Origin of the sequence: Sulfitobacter sp. SK025 (assembly GCF_003352105.1) — a bacterium.
Taxonomy (GTDB): Bacteria; Pseudomonadota; Alphaproteobacteria; order Rhodobacterales; family Rhodobacteraceae; genus Sulfitobacter; species Sulfitobacter pontiacus.
The window spans coordinates 2,393,480-2,414,070 of the sequence record NZ_CP025808.1; the positions used below are offsets into that span (position 1 = coordinate 2,393,480).

General features: G+C 62.1%; 18 protein-coding genes. 2 read left to right on the forward strand and 16 right to left on the reverse strand.

Features of this window, described 5'->3' with window-relative positions; genetic code table 11:
* The first annotated feature begins 43 nt into the window (after nt 1-43).
* Together C1J04_RS11625 and C1J04_RS11630 are read left to right on the forward strand one after the other, a co-directional pair.
* Nucleotides 44-1,834 carry an aminopeptidase P family protein gene (locus tag C1J04_RS11625; RefSeq protein ID WP_009824912.1) on the forward strand — a complete coding sequence of 597 codons (1,791 nt, stop codon included), beginning with the start codon at nt 44-46 and terminating at the stop codon, nt 1,832-1,834.
* Nucleotides 1,835-1,874: 40 nt separating this feature from the next.
* The gene (locus tag C1J04_RS11630; protein ID WP_005854099.1) at nt 1,875-2,219 is read left to right on the forward strand and encodes a DUF427 domain-containing protein; all 345 of its coding nucleotides are present in this window, start codon (nt 1,875-1,877) and stop codon (nt 2,217-2,219) included.
* A gap of 57 nt (nt 2,220-2,276) precedes the next feature.
* Here the strand turns inward: C1J04_RS11630 and C1J04_RS11635 are convergent, their stop codons facing one another.
* The 16 genes from C1J04_RS11635 to ftsW form a co-directional block, all read right to left on the reverse strand.
* Complete coding sequence (locus C1J04_RS11635) at nt 2,277-4,037, reverse strand: calcium-binding protein (protein ID WP_037953762.1); 1,761 nt, start codon at nt 4,035-4,037, stop codon at nt 2,277-2,279.
* A 144-nt stretch (nt 4,038-4,181) separates the two neighbouring features.
* Complete coding sequence (locus C1J04_RS11640) at nt 4,182-5,867, reverse strand: chloride channel protein (RefSeq protein WP_009824914.1); 1,686 nt, start codon at nt 5,865-5,867, stop codon at nt 4,182-4,184.
* A gap of 79 nt (nt 5,868-5,946) precedes the next feature.
* Complete coding sequence (recN, locus tag C1J04_RS11645; RefSeq protein WP_009824915.1) at nt 5,947-7,608, reverse strand: DNA repair protein RecN; 1,662 nt, start codon at nt 7,606-7,608, stop codon at nt 5,947-5,949.
* 38 nt (nt 7,609-7,646) lie between these two features.
* Nucleotides 7,647-8,519 (reverse strand): outer membrane protein assembly factor BamD, encoded by an 873-nt coding sequence (locus tag C1J04_RS11650; protein ID WP_005854107.1) that lies wholly within the window; start codon nt 8,517-8,519, stop codon nt 7,647-7,649.
* A gap of 211 nt (nt 8,520-8,730) precedes the next feature.
* A complete protein-coding gene (lpxC, locus tag C1J04_RS11655) occupies nt 8,731-9,654 on the reverse strand; it encodes a UDP-3-O-acyl-N-acetylglucosamine deacetylase (protein ID WP_037954456.1) in 924 nt (307 codons plus the stop codon).
* 349 nt (nt 9,655-10,003) lie between these two features.
* On the reverse strand, nt 10,004-11,644 hold the full coding sequence (gene ftsZ / locus C1J04_RS11660) for a cell division protein FtsZ (protein ID WP_037953765.1): 1,641 nt from the start codon (nt 11,642-11,644) through the stop codon (nt 10,004-10,006).
* Between the two features lie 172 nt (nt 11,645-11,816).
* Nucleotides 11,817-13,151 carry a cell division protein FtsA gene (gene ftsA / locus C1J04_RS11665; protein WP_037954460.1) on the reverse strand — a complete coding sequence of 445 codons (1,335 nt, stop codon included), beginning with the start codon at nt 13,149-13,151 and terminating at the stop codon, nt 11,817-11,819.
* A gap of 4 nt (nt 13,152-13,155) precedes the next feature.
* The gene (locus C1J04_RS11670; RefSeq protein ID WP_114865368.1) at nt 13,156-14,043 is read right to left on the reverse strand and encodes a cell division protein FtsQ/DivIB; all 888 of its coding nucleotides are present in this window, start codon (nt 14,041-14,043) and stop codon (nt 13,156-13,158) included.
* Nucleotides 14,031-14,951: a D-alanine--D-alanine ligase gene (locus C1J04_RS11675; protein ID WP_074634488.1), complete on the reverse strand. Its 921-nt coding sequence runs from the start codon at nt 14,949-14,951 to the stop codon at nt 14,031-14,033. The genes C1J04_RS11670 and C1J04_RS11675 overlap by 13 nt, the downstream gene beginning before the upstream one ends.
* 89 nt (nt 14,952-15,040) lie before the next feature.
* Nucleotides 15,041-15,970: a UDP-N-acetylmuramate dehydrogenase gene (murB, locus tag C1J04_RS11680; protein WP_009824919.1), complete on the reverse strand. Its 930-nt coding sequence runs from the start codon at nt 15,968-15,970 to the stop codon at nt 15,041-15,043.
* A 68-nt stretch (nt 15,971-16,038) separates the two neighbouring features.
* Nucleotides 16,039-16,320, reverse strand: coding sequence for a hypothetical protein (locus C1J04_RS11685; protein WP_009824920.1), 282 nt, complete (start codon nt 16,318-16,320; stop codon nt 16,039-16,041).
* Nucleotides 16,317-16,577: a DUF2484 family protein gene (locus tag C1J04_RS11690; RefSeq protein WP_009824921.1), complete on the reverse strand. Its 261-nt coding sequence runs from the start codon at nt 16,575-16,577 to the stop codon at nt 16,317-16,319. Before C1J04_RS11690 ends, C1J04_RS11685 begins: the two co-directional genes overlap by 4 nt.
* Nucleotides 16,574-16,825, reverse strand: coding sequence for a DUF2484 family protein (locus C1J04_RS11695; protein WP_005854125.1), 252 nt, complete (start codon nt 16,823-16,825; stop codon nt 16,574-16,576). Before C1J04_RS11695 ends, C1J04_RS11690 begins: the two co-directional genes overlap by 4 nt.
* Nucleotides 16,826-16,857: 32 nt before the next feature.
* A complete protein-coding gene (murC, locus tag C1J04_RS11700; RefSeq protein WP_009824922.1) occupies nt 16,858-18,273 on the reverse strand; it encodes a UDP-N-acetylmuramate--L-alanine ligase in 1,416 nt (471 codons plus the stop codon).
* The gene (locus tag C1J04_RS11705) at nt 18,270-19,370 is read right to left on the reverse strand and encodes a UDP-N-acetylglucosamine--N-acetylmuramyl-(pentapeptide) pyrophosphoryl-undecaprenol N-acetylglucosamine transferase (protein ID WP_009824923.1); all 1,101 of its coding nucleotides are present in this window, start codon (nt 19,368-19,370) and stop codon (nt 18,270-18,272) included. Before C1J04_RS11705 ends, murC begins: the two co-directional genes overlap by 4 nt.
* Entirely contained in the window at nt 19,367-20,536 is a 1,170-nt protein-coding gene (gene ftsW, locus C1J04_RS11710; RefSeq protein ID WP_005854131.1) for a putative lipid II flippase FtsW, read from the reverse strand. Before ftsW ends, C1J04_RS11705 begins: the two co-directional genes overlap by 4 nt.
* Nucleotides 20,537-20,591 lie beyond the last annotated feature (55 nt).

Consider the following 20,591-nt stretch of genomic DNA (forward strand, 5'->3'; position numbering starts at 1 on the left):
CCGCGGGGAGTTTTAAGAGCAAAATGAAGAATGGGGTGGGGATATGTTTCAATCGTTCGAGGTAACCTCGCGGCCGGAACAAGGGCCGCCACGGCTGGCGGCGCTGCGCAAAGAGCTGCAGGCAGAGGCGCTTGACGGGTTTCTGGTGCCCCGCGCCGACGCGCATCAGGGTGAATATGTTGCCCCCCGTGACGACCGCTTGAAATGGCTCACGGGGTTCACCGGATCGGCCGGATTCTGTGCCGCTTTGCGCGATGTGGCGGGCGTGTTTATCGACGGGCGCTACCGCACGCAGGTCAAGGCGCAGGTGGCAGATGTCTATACGCCTGTGGCCTGGCCCGAAGTCTCGCTGGCCGAATGGCTGCGCGCACAGCTGCCTCAGGGTGGCGTTATCGGCTTTGATCCCTGGCTGCATGCCGCCGGGCAGATCGCGCAGCTTGAGGACGCCTTGGACGGCAGCGGCATCACGCTGCGCCGCACCGATAATCTGGTCGACCGCATCTGGGAGGACCAGCCCGCCCCGCCCATGAACCCCGCCAAGGTCCACCCGATCGGCTATGCGGGCGAGGCCCATGGCGATAAAATCGCGCGGCTGGCCGAAGGGCTGCGCGACAAGGGCCGAGGGGCGGCGGTGATCACCCTGCCCGACAGCCTGTGTTGGCTGCTGAACATCCGCGGGTCCGATATTGCGCGCAATCCGGTCGTGCATGGCTTTGCCGTGCTGCACAGCGCGGGTCACGTGGACGCCTTCGTCGCCCCATCCAAGCTGGAGGGGCTAGAGGCGCATTTGGGCGCGCATGTGACCCTTCATGCGCCTGAGGCGTTTTTGGGAGCTCTTGGCGACCTGTCGGGCCCCGTGCTGGTCGAGAAGGCCACCGTGCCAGTGGCTGTTTGGGACGCTTTGGGCGACAGGATCGTCTGGGGCGACGACCCCTGCGCCCTGCCCAAAGCCTGCAAGAACGCGGCGGAGATCGAAGGCTCTGTCGCGGCGCATTTGCGCGACGGGGCGGCCTTGGTCGAGGTGCTGGCCTGGCTGGACGCGCAGCCTGCGGGCAGCGTGATGGAGACGCAAGTGGTGACCCAGCTGGAGACCGCACGGCGCCGTGATCCGGCCTTGCAAGAAATCAGCTTTGAAACCATTGCCGGCACCGGCCCCAATGGTGCGATCATGCATTACCGCGTGACCGAGGACACCGATAGCCTTTTGCAAGACGGGCATCTGCTGGTGCTGGATTCGGGCGGGCAATATCTGGATGGCACCACCGACATCACCCGCACCATCGCCATCGGCACGCCGCCGGTCGAGGCGAAAGAGGCGTTTACCCGTGTACTGAACGGTTTGATCGCCATGAGCCGTCTACGCTGGCCCCAAGGGCTGGCCGGGCGCGATATCGAGGCTGTGGGGCGTTTGCCGCTCTGGATGGCGGGGCAGGATTTCGATCACGGGCTGGGCCATGGCGTCGGAGCCTATCTTAGCGTGCACGAAGGGCCGCAACGTCTGAGCAAGCTGAGCACGGTGCCCCTGTCCGAAGGCATGATCCTGAGCATCGAGCCCGGCTATTACCGCGAGGGGGCCTTTGGCATCCGGCTGGAAAACCTTGCCGTGGTGCAATCTGCGCCTGATCTTCCGGGCGGGGACGCGCATCGCGCCATGCTGTCGTGGGAGACGCTGAGCTTTGCGCCCATCGACACGCGGCTGATCGTGCCGCAGATGCTGAGCCAAGATGCGCGAGACTGGCTGAACGCCTATCATCGCGACGTTGCGGAAAAGATCGGGCCGCGGCTATCACCGGTTGCGAAACTGTGGTTGGATGCGGCAACAGCGCCGGTTTGAGCGCGATATATTTCAGTTCATTCAGGGAGGACGGTCAGCAATGGCAGACCATATCAAGATATTGAAGTCGAACGGAACGTGGACAGTGCGCGCAGGTGGCGCGGTACTGGCCGAAACACGTAATGCGCTTGAGCTGCGCGAAGGCGACCACGACGCGGTGATCTATATCCCCCGTTCGGATATCGCCATGGCGTTTCTGGACAAGACCGACAAGACCACCCACTGCCCGCACAAGGGCGATGCGCATTACTTCTCGGTCGTGACCAAAAGCCGGACGTTGGAAAACGTGGCATGGTCCTACGAGGACCCCAGCGAGGATGTCGCCGAGATCAAGGGCCATCTGGCCTTCTACCAATTGCCCGAGGTTGCGGTCGAACAAATCTAGGGCCCCCGAGAGGGCCCTGGAAATTCAAGATTGAAGCAAGGGGGGCTGCGGCCCCTCTTATGCGTTCAGCAGCCAGCTTGTGTCCGCGCTGAGATCGGCGGCGCTGGTGTTTTGCACGATCACCACGACATTGCCGTTGACCACAAGTTCACTGTCGGTGCCATTGGCCGCGGCGCGGATTTCGAACATCCCGTCACCGGGGGCAAATTGCGCAGGCGAGCCTTGGGTTTCCTGCAGGTACAGCCCGTCTTCGGCGAGATTAAAGTCGGTCACGATGACCGGGGCTTTGCCCACTTGATCATAGCCGATGGCATTGATCACGTCGGCCCCTTCGCCCCCTGTCACGGTATCGCCGTCGTTGGCGCTGATGGTGTCACTGCCAACGCCCCCCAGCACGACGTCTGCCATCGTATCGGTATCGCCCGACACATTGCCGTTGAGGTTGAAGTCGAACGCGCGGATCACATCGTCACCGGCACCGCCGTCAATGCTGTCAGTCCCCAGCCCCGAGATCAGGAAGTCATCCCCCGCCCCGCCGTTCAACGTGTCGTCGCCCATGCCGCCGAATAGCGCGTCATTGCCAGCGTCGCCGTCAATCAGGTCGTCGCCGTTGTTGCCCGCCAGCTTGTCCGGCCCCTCGCCGCCTGACAGCGTGTCATTGCCGGGGCCTGCGTTGATTGTATCGGCACCTGCGTCGCCAGACAGCGCATCATTGCCACTGCCGCCGTTGATCAGATCACTTTGGGTGCCGCCGCTGATCACATCGTCGCCGCCATTGCCATTCAGCGTGTCGTTCAACCCGCCCCCCATCAACGTGTCGTTCCCGGTGTTGCCGTTCAGCAGGTCGTTGCCGCCCTGCCCGTCAAGCATATCATCGCCCGCCAAGCCGCTCAGCGTATCGCTGCCAACCCCGCCCATCAGCGTGTCATTGCCCTGCCCGCCACTAAGCCCGTCGTTGCCTTCGTTGCCCATCAGGATGTCGTCGCCGTCGTTCCCTTCGATGTAGTCAAAGCCTTCGCCACCGCTTAGCGTGTCATTGCCGCGCCCCCCCAGCACGGTATCCGCGCCAAAGTTGCCCATGGCGTCGTCATCGCCCGACCCGCCGTTGACCAGATCGTTGTTGGTGCCACCGCGCAGCACGTCATCGCCGGAACCGCCGAAGAGCGTGTCCATCAGCCCGCCGCCCAGAAGCGTATCGTTGTCGGCCCCGCCATCCAGATTGTCGGACCCGAGCCCGCCCACGAGGGAATCCGCGCCGCCAAAGCCGCCAAGGCTATCGTCGCCGCTACCGCCGATCAGGGTGTCGTTATCAGACCCGCCATCAAGCGTATCGCTGCCGTTGTTCCCATTGAGCAGATCATCACCCAGACCACCGCGCAGCATATCGCTGCCCTGCCCGCCGGACAGGTCATCGGTGCCCCCGAAGCCTGAAAGACTGTCCGCGCCGTTCCCGCCCAGCAATGTGTCGGCACCCGGCCCACCGTTGACGGTATCGCGCCCCTCTTCGCCATTGCCAAGATTGTCGCCACCGCCAAGGTTCAGCAGGTCATTGCCCGCGCCGCCCTGCACCGTGTCATCGCCGCCAAAGCCGTTTACCGTGTCGTCACCGCCAAACGCGTCGATGTCATCATCCGCGCCCGTGCCCGTGACCAGATCAGGGCCGTTGGTGCCCTGCTGCGTGGCGATCTGCGGGTCTGCAACCTCGGGCTCTGCCACGTCTTGCATGTCGTCATTGGTATCATCGTCATCGCTGTCGCTGCCAATCAATCCCGCAAATCCCAAAAGCGCGAGCGCTGGTAATAAAGTCAATCCAAGCATGTTCAAATCCCCCTAAGCTATACCCAGAGTGTAGCTTACGCTGAGGAACGCAAGAAAGACAAATTACCGCCGCATTTCAGACGCATTTCAATATTTTAGGACAGTTCAGCCCTGCTGCGCCTACTGTCGCGAATACAGCGACAATCAGGAGTGTTCCTCGGCCGCTGTCTCGGCCAGGGCGCGGTTATAGGCCTTAAGCGCATCCACATGGAACAGCGCACCCAAAAGTTCGGGCGGCGATTCGGGCTTTAGCGTGACCACGGGAATAAACGCCGCGCCGGTCTGCTCGAAAATCGGCATCGCGGCTTCTAGCGTGGCGGTGCCGTCGATATAGGTCCCCTCGCCGATCAGATCCCAGCAGGTTTCTTCGTTCGCAGCGCGCAGGTCGTCGGGGCGGCGCATGATGCGGCCCACCATGAACATGCCCAGCAGATAGGCCTGAGGACCGGCGGCAAGGTGGATACCGCGGCGTTCCATCTGCGTCAGGAAAAAGCTGCGGTGCACCAGACGCGAGGCAAGCGCGGTCGACATGCTCACAGCGACCATCACCGCCAGACCTGTCTGCCAGTCTCCGGTCAGTTCGAATACAATCAAGGTGGTAGAGATCGGCGCCCCCAGAACGGCAGCTGCCACCGCGCCCATGCCCGCCAGCGCATAAAGCGACGTGGCCCCCGACATCGTGGGAAAGACGCCCGTGGCGATCAACCCGAAGGCCAGCCCCGTCAGCGCCCCCAGCATCAGCGAGGGCGAAAACACCCCGCCGCCCATCCGCCCGCCAAGGGTGATCGACACCGCGATGATCTTGAGCACGGCAAAGACAACGGCTTCGTGCAGGATCATATCACCGCTTAACGCGCGGGTTGTCGTCTCGTATCCGACACCGATGATATGCGGGAACCACAGCGCAATCACGCCAAGGATTGCCCCTGCCACGGCAGGGCGCAGGTAGCGCGGCAGCTTGCTGCGCGCCTGTATGAAGTTGCCGAGATCCTCGGCCCAGAAGATACCGCGCATTAGAAAGACCGCCACCACGCCGCAGGTCAGCCCCAGCAGCAGGAAGGCGGGCAGCTCGGCATAGAAGGACATATCGCCCACGGTGGGTAGCTCAAATTCGGTCAGACCGCCGAATTCCAACCGGTTGATCACAGTGCCGGCGGCCGACGCGATCACGATGGGGGCAAAGGCGTGTACGGCAAAGTGGCGCAACACGATCTCGAGCGCAAAAAGCGCGCCTGCGATCGGGGCATTAAAGCTGGCAGAGACGGCCGCCGCAACGGCGCAGCCCAGCAGGTCACGGCCGGTAATACCGCTGGCATTGATCCGGCGGCTCACCAGGGTCGAGATCACCCCCGCAAGGTGGACCACCGGCCCTTCTCGCCCTGACGATCCGCCGGTGCTCAGCGTGATCAGCGAGGCCAGTGCCGACGCAATACCGGCCCGTGTTTCCACCCGACCTTCGTGCAATGCCGCGCCAAGGATCACATCGCCGACGCTGCGCACACGGGCATCTCGGGTGAAATTATGCAAGATCAGCCCCACGGTCAGCCCGCCGATGGTGGGGATCAGAACGACCCAATACCAGTCAAGGCTGCCGATAAAACTATGCAGGTGCTGCACATCTTCGGTACCATAAAGAAACGCCTGTAACGCGTTGATCCCTTTACGAAAAAACAGCGCGGCAAAGCCTGCCGAGATGCCGATTGCAAGCGCGATGAACCAGAAGGTGACCTTGCCCGGCCCCTTCTCACGCAACACATCCCACCCCAGACGCGCATGGCTGCACAATGTGTCATACTGCTGGTTCAGAAAGGGGCGCGGTTTCAAAGGCATGGCGGCTTTGCTGTCAGGGTTTACCCATGTCTAGGACAGAGCCGCCTGCGTTAAAACCCCTGCAATCAAGACTGTGCCGCTAGCTGGCGAATTCTTCGCCCAAAAGCTCGCGCGCGGCAGCGCGTGCGGCCTCGGTAATCGTATCCCCAGCCAGCATCCGCGCGACCTCGTCCACGCGTTCCGGCGCTGACAGCGGCGTGACGGTCGATAGGGTCATGCCCTTGGACACGGCCTTGGACACACGCCAGTGATGCGCGCCCAAAGCGGCAACCTGGGGGGAGTGGGTGACAACAAGCACCTGCCCGCCCTGCGACAGCGCCGCCAGACGACGCCCCACCGCATCGGCCGTCGCACCGCCGACACCCCGGTCGATTTCGTCGAAGATCATCGTCAGGCCGGTTTGCCCCTTGGCCAGACAGACCTTGAGCGCGAGCAGAAAGCGGCTGAGCTCCCCGCCCGATGCGATCTTGCCCAGTGGGCCCGCAGGCGCGCCGGGGTTGGTGGCCACGGTAAAAGACACCGCATCGCGGCCTTCCGGTCCGGGCGTTTCCTCGGTGATCTGCGTGGCAAAAACTGCGCGCTCCATCTTGAGCGGGGCAAGCTCTGCCGCGACGGCCTTGTCCAGCTTGCCCGCTTTCTTGCGGCGCGCATCGGTCAGGGCGTCGGCTGCGGCATCATAGGCGGCTTGGGCGTCGCGCACGGCTTTCTCTAGGCCCGCCTGTGCGGCCTCGCCTGCGTCAAGCGCGTCCAGCTTGCCGCGCAGCGTATCGGCAAAGCCCGCCAGATCGTCGGCCAGCACCTCGTGCTTGCGGGCCATGGCGCGGATCGCAAAGAGGCGCTCTTCGGTTTCTTCCAGCTCGATCGGGTTGAACGACATGGTGTCGATGGCGGCGACCACGCCTTCCATCGCCTCGTCCAATTCGACCATCGCACGCGAAAGCGCCGCCATCGGGGCCTCTAGCGCGCCGTCGGCTTTATGGGCCACCCCGTCGAGCCAGCGCAGGGCGTCGCCCAGCTGTGTCTCTGCCCCGCCCTGCCCCATCATCTCGTAGGCGTTGACCACATCGCTGCGGATCTTTTCGGCGCTTTGCATTAGGCGACGGCGCGCGTCGAGCTGTTCTTCCTCGCCCGCTTGCGGGTCCAGCTTGTCCAGCTCTGCCACGGCGTGGCGCAGGTATTCTTCTTCGGCGGCAATGGCCTCGCGTTCGACGGCGGCCTGTTTGGCAGCCTTGCGCGCCGCAGCCAAGGCAGACCATGCCTGCCGCACCTTGTCGCGCAGCGGGGCGGTGCCCGCGAATTCATCCAGAATGGCGCGGTGGCCCTTGGGGTCAAGCAAGCCGCGGTCGTCATGCTGGCCGTGCAATTCGACCAGCGTTTCCGACAGCGCGCGCAGCACCTCGCCCGAGCAGCGGCGGTCATTGACCCAAGCCGTTTTGCGCCCGTCAGACCCGTTGATACGGCGCAAGATCAGCTCGCCCCCGCCGGGCAGGCCCGCCTCTTCCAGCACCGCGTGGGCGGCGTGACCTTCGGGCAGGTCGAACCACGCCGTGACCTCGCCCTGTGACGCGCCCTGACGCACCAGATCGGCGCGCCCGCGCCAGCCCAGCACGAACCCGAGACTATCGAGCAAGATCGATTTACCTGCCCCGGTTTCGCCGGTCAGAACGTTCAAACCCGGCTGAAACGCAAGTTCCAGCCGGTCGATGATCAGCATATCCGAAATATCTAGGCCGCGTAGCATGGGTCACTATCCGTGTGGGCCGTCAAAAGGCGCTTGGGTCAGATCCATTCGCCCTTGATCGTTTGGCGGTAGATCGCGGTCAACCAGTTATCGCCGAAGGACTTCATTTCAAGACCCTGACCGGTCAGCAGCTTATAGCTTGCCTCGTACCATTCGGTGGACTGGTAGTTGTGCCCCAGAATGGCGCCTGCGGTCTGCGCCTCGTCCGTGAGACCCAGCGACAGATACGCCTCTACCAGACGGTGCAGCGCCTCGGCGGTGTGGGTGGTTGTCTGGAAATCCTCGACCACGACGCGGAAGCGGTTGATCGACGCGGTATAGTGTTTGCGACGCAGATAATAGCGCCCCACTTCCATTTCCTTGCCCGCCAGATGGTCAAACGCCAGATCGAATTTCAGCACGGAAGACCGCGCATATTCGCTGTCCGGATAATCCTCGATCACGCGACGCAGTGCTTGCAGCGCCTGAAACGTCAATCCCTGATCGCGGCCAACTTCGTCGATCTGGTCATAATAGCTTAGGGCCAGAAGGTAGCTTGCATAGGATGCGTCATCATCATCGGGGAAGAAATCAATATAGCGCTGCGCGGCAGAGCGGCTGTTGGGGTAATCCTGATCCTGATGATAGGCGAAAGCCTGCATGATCAGCGCCCGCTTGGCCCATTCGGAATAGGGGTAGAGGCGTTCAATCTCGGAGAAATATTCAGCGGCTTCGGCAGGGCGTTTACGGTTCAGTTCAAATTCGCCACGCTCGTAAATCTGCTCGGCCGAGTATGTTTCAAGCGGGATTTCCTGAGGGTTGAAGAAGCTGTTGGTCGTCCGACCCGTGTCCTGAGCACCACCGCACGCGCCAAGAACGCCCGCCAAAAGCACCGCACCGACCACCCGCTTGCGCGACATCGTACCCGTCATGCGTTTCACCCTCGCTTTAAACTCTGCGTCACGTTTCACGATACGCCTTTGCCCGTGACTAGCACAAGGTTTCGCGCAACAAAACGACCATTCGGCAGTCCCCTGCAAGGGCGGCTGTCGACGGGCCAAATCGTAAACAAAGGATTACCCAAGCCCCACCGGAGTTTCAACCGTCGTTAACGCCCTGCCCTGCGACATCGCGTTACCGCTTTCAGGCAACGGCGGGGATTTCGTCCCACTCAAGGCCAAAGCCGGGCAGACGCGACGCCATTTGCGCGTCACATTCAACCATGCGCACGGCACCGGGGGTCGCGAACAGCGCCCGCAGCAGCGTGTTGGTCAGGCTGTGGCCGGCGCGCACGCCGGTGTAATGGCCGATCAGCGGTGCACCGGCCAGCGCCAGATCACCCAAGGCATCCAGCATCTTGTGGCGTACGGGTTCGTCGGCGTGACGCAGACCACCGGGGCTCAGCACCTGGTCGCCGTCGAAGACGACGGCATTTTCACCAGCGTGACCGCCCAATGCCAGACCGTTCGCCTGCATCGCGTCGACATCCGCCTGACGGCAGAAGGTCCGGCTGTCGCAAAGTTCGCGGGCGAAGCTGCCGTTGTTCATGACCAGCGACTTTTCCTGATGGCCAATGGCGGCATCGGCGAAGTCGATGACAAAGTCGATCTTCAGGGTCTCTGCCGGTGCGATAGTGGCCGAGGCCTCTCCATCCGTCACGGTGACCGTTTTCAGCACTTCGAAAGCACGCACAGGGGCCGCCAGCACGCGCACGCCGCGCTGCATGATACCACGCACGAAGGGCGCGGCAGAGCCGTCGAGGATTGGCACTTCGGGGCCGTCGATCTCGACCAGCGCGTTGTGGATGCCACAACCGGCCAGTGCGGCCATCAGGTGTTCAACAGTAGAGATTTGCAGACCCGCCGCATTTTCCAGCTTGGTGCAAAGAGGCGAGCGATTCACCGCGTCCCAGCGGGCGGGGATCAGGCGATCGCCCACATCCACGTCACTGCGCGAGAACCAGATACCGTGATGCGCACCAGCCGGACGGATCGTCACAGTTGCAGGACGGCCTGAATGAAGGCCGGTGCCGCTAAAGCTGATCGCTGTCTTAATGGTTGTCTGCACGGTCAATACTCACTGTCCAAAGATCATCTGTCTAAGTTGAACTCTGTCCTAACGGGGCCGTTCCTAATGCTCAATTCAATCATTGCTACCGTCTGAAACATCACTGTCACAATTGGGCGTTAACGTGCGCATACCCCCAATAAACCATTGTTATATATATATTTCAGGCTCCCGATCATCCCTGAAACGACGGCGAAGCGTGAACATATAACAGCAACATTTCAACGAATGTTATCGACCCGCACACCCCAATTGCTGCACCGCAGCACGCCTAAAGTTGTGGCGCTAACGAAAAAGACCACCCCTAAGGGTGGCCTTTCGGACGTTTACGAGGACGTCTTAGGTAAGCTTAGTTCGCCTGACGACGCAGGAAGGCGGGGATTTCGATCCGCTCTTGATCTTCGTCCTGAACGTCGCGCGGCTGTGGCGCGGCAGAGGTCGCGCGGGTCTGAACCGGCGGCTGCTGACGTGCGGGGCGCTGCTGCTGTGTTTCCGCCTCACCGTGACCGGTCATGCGGTTGATCAACGAGTTGATGCCAAAGCGCTTCTCACCCTGCTCGGCGGCGGGTTGTTGACGCTGCTGCTGCGGCTGCGCTTGTGGCTGACGCTGTTGCTGCTGGCTTGGCGACGCTTTTTGCGCGGCGGCGCGCAGACGGGCCAGTGCTTCGGGCGATGGGGTGCCGGGTGCAGGGGCGCGTGGCGCGACAAACGCCTCTTGCTCTTGCGCGTCGACATTCACCTCTTCGCGGCGCGGCTGGAAGGACGCAACCTCGGGACGGTAGGCGGGGGGTGGCAGATCATCTGCGTCCGACGCTTCGTCTTCATAGGATGTGTCAGAGAAACCGCTGTGGTTGACCGCGGCTTCTTCCTTGAACAGCTGCTGCTGTGGCTCTTCTTCGTACTCGGCTTGTGCGGCAACGGGTGCAGGTGCTTCGGCGGCGGGGGCTTGTTCAACCTCTGGCGCTTTGGCAGGCAAAGGCTGCGACATGGAGCGGCGCGGCACGGGCATCTCGGTATTGACGTCAACCGCATCGATCCCAGTGGCAACAACGCTCACGCGCATAACGCCACCCAGTTCGGTGTCGAGCGTGGACCCCACGATGATATTCGCGTCTGGGTCGACTTCTTCGCGGATACGGTTCGCCGCTTCGTCCAGTTCGAACAGGGTCAGGTCGTGACCGCCGGTGATGTTGATCAGAACGCCCTTGGCACCGCGCAGGCTGATTTCGTCCAGCAGCGGGTTCGCGATGGCCTTCTCGGCGGCCTGGATGGCGCGATCTTCGCCCTCTGCCTCGCCGGTGCCCATCATCGCTTTGCCCATCTCGTCCATAACGGCGCGCACGTCCGCAAAGTCGAGGTTGATCAGGCCGGGTCGGACCATCAGATCCGTGACGCCTTTGACACCTTGGTACAGCACGTCATCCGCCATGGAGAATGCTTCGGTAAAGGTGGTTTTTTCATTCGCCAGACGGAACAGGTTCTGGTTGGGAATGATGATCAGTGTATCGACGACCTTTTGCAGCGCCTCGATCCCGTCCTCAGCCTGACGCATCCGCTTGATGCCCTCAAACTGGAACGGCTTGGTCACAACACCAACGGTCAGAACACCCAGTTCACGCGCAGCCTGCGCGATGATCGGCGCGGCCCCTGTCCCGGTGCCCCCGCCCATACCGGCGGTGATAAAACACATGTGCGCGCCGGCCAGGTGGTCGACAATCTGTTCAATGCTTTCTTCGGCAGCGGCAGCACCGACAGATGCCCGCGCGCCCGCACCCAGACCTTCGGTCACTTTGATGCCCAGCTGAACGCGGCTTTCCGCTTTGGCTTGCTGCAACGCTTGCGCGTCTGTGTTGGCAACCACGAAATCAACACCGTCGAGCTCTTTCTCGATCATGTTGTTCACGGCGTTGCCGCCTGCCCCGCCAACACCAAACACTGTGATGCGGGGTTTCAGGTCGCCCTGTCCGGGCATTGAAAGATTAAGGGTCATGAGCCATCCGCCTGTATTGTTTAGCTCGCTTACGGAGCATTTTTTGTGCAATCCCCCTTATTGTATAGGGAGAACGCCCATGCGTCACCTAGAAAACACGGTTTTGACACATTATATGGGCGTTTTTTTGCCGGTTTTCTCATGATTTCGACGCGCGCACCGCATCTGGGGGTTACCAGTTGTCGCGGAACCACTTGACAGCGCGCTTCAACGACCGGGATGGGTAGCGGTCGGCGGGAATGTCAAAGTCCCACCACTCGTCCTGCGGGTGCGCGGCAAACAGCGCCAACCCTACAGCAGAGGCGAAACCCGGACCGGTTGCGGCTTGTGGCAGGCCATGCACGCGCAGCGGGCGGCCCAAACGGACCTGTTGGCCCAAAATCTTGCTTGCCAGACCATCAAGGCCCGGAATTTGACTGCCGCCGCCGGTCAGCACGATCTGCTGGCTTGGCAGGTGGTCAAAGCCCGCGGCATCCAGACGGGCGCGGACTTCTTCCAGAATTTCTTCGACACGGGGGCGCATGATGCCGATCAGCTCGGCACGGCTCACGGTGCGACGGTCGTGTTCGTAATCCCCGGTGTCGCCACCGATATCGATCATCTCGCGATCGTCCATGCCTGTCGCATGCACCCCGCCATAGAAGGTCTTGATCCGTTCGGCGTTGGCCGTTGGCACCTGCAACCCCATAGAGATGTCAGAGGTGATGTGATCCCCGCCCATGCGCACGCTGTCGGCATAGATCATGTGTTTGCGAATGAAGATCGAAACAGAGGTCGACCCGCCGCCAAGATCGATACAGGCGGCACCAAGCTCCTGTTCGTCCTCGACCAGCGATGAAATCCCCGAGACATAGGCCGAAGACGCAACGCCCGCCAGTTCGAGGTCACAGCGTTTGATGCAATGGGCAAGGTGTTGAACCGCCGCCGCGTCCACGGTCAGCATATGCATATCGACCGACAGGGTATTGCCCAATTGGCCGCGGGGATCGGACAGGCCCGACCGGTTATCCAGCGCAAAGTTCACCGGCTGCGCATGCAGCACTTCGCGGCCCTCGCCGTATTCGGGCACGTCGCAATTGGCCAGAACCTGCGCGACATCCTGCTCGGACACGACCTGCCCTTCCAGATCCAGCTCGGCATCCAGACCGTAGCTGCGCGGTTCAGCCCCCGAGAAACAGGCGATCACGTGATCCACACGGATGTTCGCCATTTTCTGCGCCGCCTGCAGCGCGGTACGCACAGCGCGTTCGGTTTCCTGCATGGCGCAAATCTCGCCAAAGCGGACCCCGCGCGACCGCGTGGTCGCAGCCCCGATCACACGAAAACCAGACTGCCCCGCAAGCGATCCGATCTCGCCCTCCTCAGAGACGCGGCCCGTGCCGTCAAACCGCAGCACCAGGCAGGCGATCTTTGACGTGCCCACATCCAGAATAGCCACCACGCCGCGTTGCATCGCAAGCTTACGCATGTGGCGCATGGATCGCTGACTATCGTATAGGTCCATCATCTTTTCACTGTCCCGAAATCTGCCTGATGCGCCACAATTCTTGTGTGGCGTCCTTGTTCATTTGCACGGTGGGCCGTTGGGCCAACCGCATGTCTACCCGCGCGACGTCGCGGGCCAGCACATCCTTTGCGCCTTCCAGCGCGATCACCCGCTCCAGCGCCTGAACGGCCTGGGTTTCGGGCAGTAAGATACGCTGCTCACGGTCAAGAACGACGTCCCATCGCCGCTCTCCCATGCGCACCAAACCGCGCAGCCGCTCCCCCAACGGAGCCGCCGTGCGGATCAATTCAAGGGCTTCGCTCACGCGCTGGTTGGCCGCCTCGCCTACCACAAGGGGCAGGTCCGTGCGATCGCCACGCGATGCAAGCTGGCCGATGGGGCTTCCCTCGGCGTCGATCAGCAGCAGCCCATCCTGGCTGCGCCAAACGGCGACCGGCACCCGTGGCTGTACCGACACCTGCAACACGCCGCCCGGCTTCACCCGCAGCGACGCCTGCTTGACGCCGGGAAGATCGGTGATCGCCTGCCGCAATGCAGGCAGATCAAGATCAAAGGAACTGGTTGGAAATTCGACAGGCACAGCGGCACGCACGTCGGCGGCCAAAACGCCTTCGACACCATCAATCGCCATCAGCTTGACCATGAATTCGGGACGCTGCTGGATGCTGGTGCGGGCATTGGCATAGACATCGGCCAACTGGCCGCGCCGTGCTTCGTCCGACAGATAGATTGTCCCCGCTGCCAAGGCCAAGCAGAACGGCACCCCGACGCGCAGCCCGAAACGGAACGTCGGCGTCAGCATCAAGCGCTGCATGCGCCACGCCCACCGTGACGGTGCGGGATCTGCCTTGGCCGGCTTGGCGGGTTTGACGCGTTTGATCAACGATTGCATGACGCGTCCTCGACCATCCAGGCGCAGAGCTCGCCAAAGGAAATGCCAACCGCCTGCGCCTGTTCGGGCGACAACGAGGTGGGGGTCATGCCGGGCTGGGTGTTGGTTTCCAGCAGGAACAGCCCCGCTGCCCCCTTGCTTTCATCCCAACGGAAATCCGTGCGGCTAACACCGCGACAGCCAAGCGCGTTATGGGCCCGCAGGGCGTAGTCCATGCAGAGTTCAAAAATCTCGTGCGGGATATCGGCAGGGACCACATGGGTCGACCCGCCCGCCTTATACTTGGCGTCATAGTCATACCAGCCCGTCGTGTGGATATCGGTCACGGTCAGCGCACGTTCGCCCATCACGGTGGTGGTCAGCTCGCGACCGGGGATGAACTTCTCGACCATGACCTCGGCGGGCATGGCATCATCCAACTGTGGCGGGCCGTTGTTTTCAATCTCGACAAGGTAAACACCGACGGATGACCCTTCGTTGTTCGGCTTGACCACATAGGGCGGGTCCATCACATGGGATCCCCGCACAGTCGCCGCCGATACGATCAAGCTTTCCACAACAGGCAAACCCGCGGCACGAAAAACTTCCTTGCTGCGCTGTTTGTCCATCGCAAGGGCAGACGCCAGCACGCCGGAGTGTGTGTAAGGCAGGCCCATCCATTCCAGCAAACCCTGAACGCAGCCGTCTTCGCCCCAGCGGCCATGCAGACAATTCAGAACGACATCGGGTTGAGCAGCGCCCAGATCGGCACAAAGGTCGGGGCCGCAATCGACCTCGATGACTTCGAAACTCCGGTCCCGCAAAGCCGCTGCGCAGGCGCGCCCTGTTGACAGAGACACCTCGCGTTCCGCCGAGGGGCCACCCAACAATACTGCAACTCTCGGGGGTGTCCTGCTCGACAATCCCACTCAATCTGCCTTTTTAAATGGGCCTGTTGCGACCCTTATTCATTCTATAGCGGGCCTTTTGCAGGCCCTAAATCATGACGCTCGAACGTTTATTTTTCGCCGATCCGCATAATTTCCCACTCTAGCGTAATCCCGCTAGAATCGTAAACCTTTTTTCGCACCATTTCACCCAATGCTTCAAGGTCTGCTGCCGTCGCGGAACCCGTATTGATCAGGAAGTTGGGGTGTTTCGGGCTCATCTGCGCGCCACCCAAGGTAGCACCGCGCAAACCGGCGTCGTCAATGATCTTCCACGCCTTCAGATCGTGGCGGTCATCCGCCTGCCCCGTACTGGAAAACCCCGCCGGATTGCGGAACGTCGACCCCGCGCTGCGGTCCTTGGTGGGTTGGGTTTCGTCCCGTTTGCGCAGCTGGTCCTCCATCCGCGCGTGCAGCGCTTGCGCCGCGCCTTTGGGGGGCGCGAAACGGGCAGCGGTGATGACATACCCGTCTGGCAAAGCGGACTGGCGATAGGCAAATTGCAGATCGTCCGGCCCAAGCGTGACCTTTTCGCCCGTGCGGGTGATCGCGTCTGCGCTGATGAAATAATCAGCAGTATAGGCACCATAGCAGCCCGCGTTCATCCGTACCGCGCCGCCAATGCTACCCGGGATTGTGCGCAGGAAGGTCAGGTCCAGCCCCGCGTCTGCTGCCTTGCGCGCGACATGGGCGTCCAGCGCCGCGGCACCTGCGGTGACGATTCCATCCTCGCAACTGATGGTGTTGAACCCGCGCCCCAGCCGGATCACCACAGCGCGCAAGCCGCCGTCGCGCACGATCACATTCGACCCGACCCCCATCGGCATGATCACGACATCGGCGGGCAGCGCCTGCATGAAAGCCGCCAGATCATCCGCATCGGCAGGCTGGTAGAAATAATCAGCAGGGCCGCCCACGCGCAGCCAGGTCAGATCAGCCAAGGGGCGGTTTTGCGTCAGCTTACCGCGCATATCGGGAAAGGAAATATCTGTCATGCCCATCGCCTAGCCCGCTTTGGGAGGGAGGTCAATTTTCCACATGCGACCGAAGCGCGCCAAAAACCGCCCAATCAATCAGGTCGGTTCGCCCGCAGCTCGCGCGTGATACGGCCGGCCAGCCATCCTGCAAGAAACGCGCAAACCGCATAGCCCGTGGCAGCGGCTTGCGCCATGAACACCGGACGCTCCAGCGGTTTCGCGCCAAGGCCCCAGATCATCCAAGCCCAGTTCAGCGCGAGCCCCGCTAGCAGGACCAGCACAAAGCCGCCATACCGGCGCATCAGCCCGCACCAGCCCGCGGCAAGCATCCACACCACGAGAATGCTGATCAGGATCACCAGCGTCAGGTTCACTTTGCGGCATTCCGCACAGCAGCGCCGCGCAGCCAGCGCATCAGATAGATCACCGGCCAGCGCAACAACGAACACCCGCCCGCGAACACCAGCATCCCGACCCAAGGGCCATGCTGCATGGTGACAAACCCCAGGACGGGGATGCCGACGGCAATCAGCACATAGGCGCTGCGCCAATGCTGGTCAGAACTGGGCGTCATTGCCAACACATTGGCAACGACCGCCCAAAAACAGGCAAGAACCAGTGATATACTCATTTTGGAACCTCCGGGTTTTGTCCGCGCAGCTTGGCCAGCAAAAAGCGCAAGGGATTGCGGAACATGGACACAAAGGCAGCAAGAGCAAGCAGGCTATAGAGCCAGCCCACCTGAAGACCGATCAGGATGATCAGCACCGGTGCGGCAATCAGCAGGATCACACCGGGAATATATTGCAGACGCATGGGCAGCGTCGCCACCGTGGCCGAGCAAAAGACCCACAGGATGCAAGCCCAAAGCAAGGTCATGACCGGCCCCCGTATGATGGGGTCCGCGCCATTCAGACGGCTTCCTTCTTCAAGGCTTCAAGCGCGGCAGGCAAGGCGTTGGCCCAGGTGCTGATTGTCCCTGCCCCAAGGCAGACAACCATATCCCCCGGCCCTGCCTGTTCGCGCACCAGTCGCGCCAGATCATCCTCGCTTTGGACGGCGCGGGCGTGGCGGTGACCATGACGGATCAAGCCTGCGACCAGATCATCGCGCCCTGCGCCCTCGATCGGGGCTTCGCCCGCGGCATAGACCTCGGCGATGCCAACAACATCGGCATCGTTGAAACAGGCGCAGAATTCCTCGAAATGGTGGTGCAAGCGGCTGTAGCGGTGGGGCTGGTGGACCGCGATCACGCGCCCTTCGGTGGCCTGACGTGCGGCTTTCAGCACGGCGGTAATCTCGACCGGGTGGTGACCGTAGTCGTCGATGATCGTCACGCCATCCACTTCGCCCACTTTGGTAAAGCGACGGTTCACGCCGCCGAACCCGGCAAGCGCGGCACGGATTTCTTCGGTTTTCATGCCAAGGTGGCGCGACACGGCAACCGCCGCCATCGCGTTTGACACGTTGTGATCTCCGGGCATCGGCAGGCTGCAATCCTTGATCGTGATGCCTTCGGTCTGGAACATGATATCGAAATGCGCCACGCCCGCCTTGTAGTGCAGGTTGACTGCGCGCACGTCGGCTTGGGTGTTAAAGCCATAGGTCATCACGCGGCGGTCGGTGATCTTGCCGACCAAAGCCTGCACCTCGGGGTGGTCGATACAGCAGACCGCCAGCCCGTAGAAAGGAATGTTCGAGACGAAATCCAGAAACCCTTTGCGCAGGGTATCGAAGTCGCCCCAATGCTCCATATGCTCGGGGTCGATATTGGTCACGATGGCAATGGTCGCGGGCAGACGGTTGAAGGTGCCGTCGGATTCATCCGCTTCGACCACCATCCATTCGCCCTGCCCCATACGTGCATTCGAGCCATAGGCGTGGATGATCCCGCCATTCACGACAGTAGGGTCGATGCCACCTTTGACCAGCAGTTCGGCCACCATCGTTGTGGTGGTCGTCTTGCCGTGGGTTCCGGCAACGGCGATGTTGGATTTCAAGCGCATCAGCTCTGCCAGCATCTCTGCGCGGCGCACGATGGGAAGGCCCGCCACCCGTGCGGCATCCAGTTCAGGGTTGCCCGGCTTGATCGCCGAAGAGATCACGACCACGGCGGCCCCTTCGATATTCGCGGCCTCCTGCCCTTCGAACACCGTCGCGCCAAGGTCCACCAGACGGTCGGTGATCTTGGTCGATTTCAGGTCCGACCCCTGCACGCGGTAACCGTGGTTCAACAACACCTCGGCAATGCCGGACATGCCGATACCGCCAATACCCACGAAATGGATCGGGCCCACATCGGTGGGGAGCTTCGTGGCTGCGTTCATCGTTTCTTTCCTTCGGTTGCCAGGGTTTCCACCATCTGGGCGAGTTCTTCTGCGGCGTCCGGCTTGGCGACAGAAAGGGCGGCGCGCGCCATCTGCTGTGCGCCCTCAGCATGGGTCAGCACCATTTCGATTTGAGCCCGCAGACTGTCGGGGTTGGCCATGTTTTCGGGCACCATGATCGCGGCACCGGCGTCCACCAATCCACGGGCATTGGCTGTCTGATGGTCGCCCGTCGCCGCCGCAAATGGGATAAGGATCGACGGCCGCCCGATGACAGAGATATCGGCAACGCTGGACGCGCCAGCGCGGCTGATCACCAGTTGGGCTTCGGACATGCGTCGCGGCACGTCATGGAAAAACGGTTGCACATCGGCATTGATCCCGTTTTCGGCGTAAAAGGTAGCGACCCGCTGGCCGTCCTCGTCCCGCGCCTGATGGCTGACGCGGATATTGCGCAACAGTTCCATCGGCAGATCGGCGATGGCGGGGGGGATCACCTCGCTTAAGATGCGCGCGCCCTGGCTGCCGCCCATCACCAACAGCTCCATCGGGTAGTCACCCGGCGCGATATAGCCCGCGCCCGCACGCTCCAGCACCTCGGCACGCACCGGATTGCCGGTGTGTTCGGCGCTGACACCATCGGGCAATGTGGTCGGCCATGTGCCGCAAGCCACGGCATCAACATGTTTGGAAAACAGATCATTGACCCGACCGAGCACGCCATTCTGTTCGTGGATCATCCGGGGCTTGCGCAGCACCCAGGCCGCTGTCAGCGCGGGGATCGATGGATACCCGCCAAAGCCGACAACCACATCGGGCTTGTCGCGCAGCATACCGAAAATGCCGCCAAGAACACCGCCCAGAATACGAAACGGCGCGATGGCCTTGGCCACCAGACCGCCGCGCGCGAAAGTGGCGCTGCTGACCTGCTGAATCTCGACCGCCTCGGGGAAACCGCCGGTATAGCGCGCACCCCGCGCGTCGGTGGACAGCTTTACCCGCCAGCCCCGCGCCAGCATGACTTCGGCAAGCGCTTGGGCGGGAAACATATGCCCGCCTGTCCCCCCTGCGGCGATAACCAGCAGCGGCGCCGTCATCGGGCGCGGCTCCGGCCCAATAGATCAGAGATCTGGCCCTGTGGTCGGGTCCGGGTAAACGCCAGCAACATGCCCACGGCGATGCCGGAGGCGATCACCGACGACCCGCCGTAGCTGACGAACGGCAGCGTCATACCCTTGGCGGGCAGCAGCCGCACAGCCACGCCCATGTTGATCATCGCCTGCACGCCGAACATGCAGGCCAGCCCGGTGCCCGCCAGACGGATAAAGGGATCCCGCTCGCGCACCAAACGCAGCAGCGACCGCACCACGATCACGGCGTAAAGCGCGATCACACACATCACGAGGATCAGGCCGTATTCTTCGGCAGCAACGGCGATGATGAAATCGGTATGCGCATCGGGCAGCGACCATTTCACCTGCCCCTCGCCCACGCCGACCCCGAACAGACCGCCTTCGCGGATCGCATCGGTGGCATAGCCAAGCTGCGTGCGCGGATCGATGTCGGGCGACAGGAACCCATCAATCCGCCGGGCAAAGTGTTCAGAGTTGGAATAGGCAAAAGTCCCCGCCAAGACGACCAGCCCGGCCATGCCCACCAGCAGCACCAACGGCGCACCGGCGACGAAATACATGACCCCCCAGCCGAACAGGACCAGACAGGCCTGACCAAAGTCGGGCTGCAATGCCAGCATCAGGACGATAGAAATACACAGCGCAAAGGACCACGTTTTCCCCGGAGGGCCGTTGATCTCGAGCGCGGCCGCCATCATCCACGCCGCCACAACGACAAAACCGGGCTTGAGGAATTCTGACGGCTGGAAGGACGCAAAGCCCATGGAATACCAGCGCACAGCGCCTTTGCCAAAGTCGGTGCCAAAGAACGGCAGCAAGGCCAGCGCCACAAAGGACACCAGAAAGCCGACAATCGCCAGACGCCGCACCATCACGGGCGTCATCATCGACGTCAGCACCATGGCAATCACGGCAAGCACACCGAAAACAGCCTGTCGCTGCACATAGTGAAAAGAGTCAAAGCCGTTTTTCGCGGCCAACGGCGGAGAGGCCGCCAGCCCCAGCAACATGCCCACGGCAAACAGCAGGAGGATGCAGGACATCGCCCATTTGTCGATCGTACGCCACCATTTGGGAAGAATCGGTTCGCCATCCCGAACGGGAACCGCGCCATAGACCATTTCTGTCATGGGACCTGCCTTACACTGCCTCGTTCCGCCCCTTTTCGGGGTCTAGCTTGCAGTG

Bases quoted from the DNA above. Each gene is read 5' to 3' on its own strand.
- C1J04_RS11625 (WP_009824912.1), top strand. From the start codon at position 44: ATGTTTCAATCGTTCGAGGTAACCTCGCGGCCGGAACAAGGGCCGCCA.
- C1J04_RS11630 (WP_005854099.1), top strand. From the start codon at position 1,875: ATGGCAGACCATATCAAGATATTGAAGTCGAACGGAACGTGGACAGTG.
- C1J04_RS11635 (WP_037953762.1), bottom strand. From the start codon at position 4,037: ATGCTTGGATTGACTTTATTACCAGCGCTCGCGCTTTTGGGATTTGCG.
- C1J04_RS11640 (WP_009824914.1), bottom strand. From the start codon at position 5,867: ATGCCTTTGAAACCGCGCCCCTTTCTGAACCAGCAGTATGACACATTG.
- recN (WP_009824915.1), bottom strand. From the start codon at position 7,608: ATGCTACGCGGCCTAGATATTTCGGATATGCTGATCATCGACCGGCTG.
- C1J04_RS11650 (WP_005854107.1), bottom strand. From the start codon at position 8,519: ATGACGGGTACGATGTCGCGCAAGCGGGTGGTCGGTGCGGTGCTTTTG.
- ftsZ (WP_037953765.1), bottom strand. From the start codon at position 11,644: ATGACCCTTAATCTTTCAATGCCCGGACAGGGCGACCTGAAACCCCGC.
- ftsA (WP_037954460.1), bottom strand. From the start codon at position 13,151: ATGATGGACCTATACGATAGTCAGCGATCCATGCGCCACATGCGTAAG.
- C1J04_RS11670 (WP_114865368.1), bottom strand. From the start codon at position 14,043: ATGCAATCGTTGATCAAACGCGTCAAACCCGCCAAGCCGGCCAAGGCA.
- murB (WP_009824919.1), bottom strand. From the start codon at position 15,970: ATGGGCATGACAGATATTTCCTTTCCCGATATGCGCGGTAAGCTGACG.
- C1J04_RS11690 (WP_009824921.1), bottom strand. From the start codon at position 16,577: ATGAGTATATCACTGGTTCTTGCCTGTTTTTGGGCGGTCGTTGCCAAT.
- C1J04_RS11695 (WP_005854125.1), bottom strand. From the start codon at position 16,825: ATGACCTTGCTTTGGGCTTGCATCCTGTGGGTCTTTTGCTCGGCCACG.
- murC (WP_009824922.1), bottom strand. From the start codon at position 18,273: ATGAACGCAGCCACGAAGCTCCCCACCGATGTGGGCCCGATCCATTTC.
- C1J04_RS11705 (WP_009824923.1), bottom strand. From the start codon at position 19,370: ATGACGGCGCCGCTGCTGGTTATCGCCGCAGGGGGGACAGGCGGGCAT.
- ftsW (WP_005854131.1), bottom strand. From the start codon at position 20,536: ATGACAGAAATGGTCTATGGCGCGGTTCCCGTTCGGGATGGCGAACCG.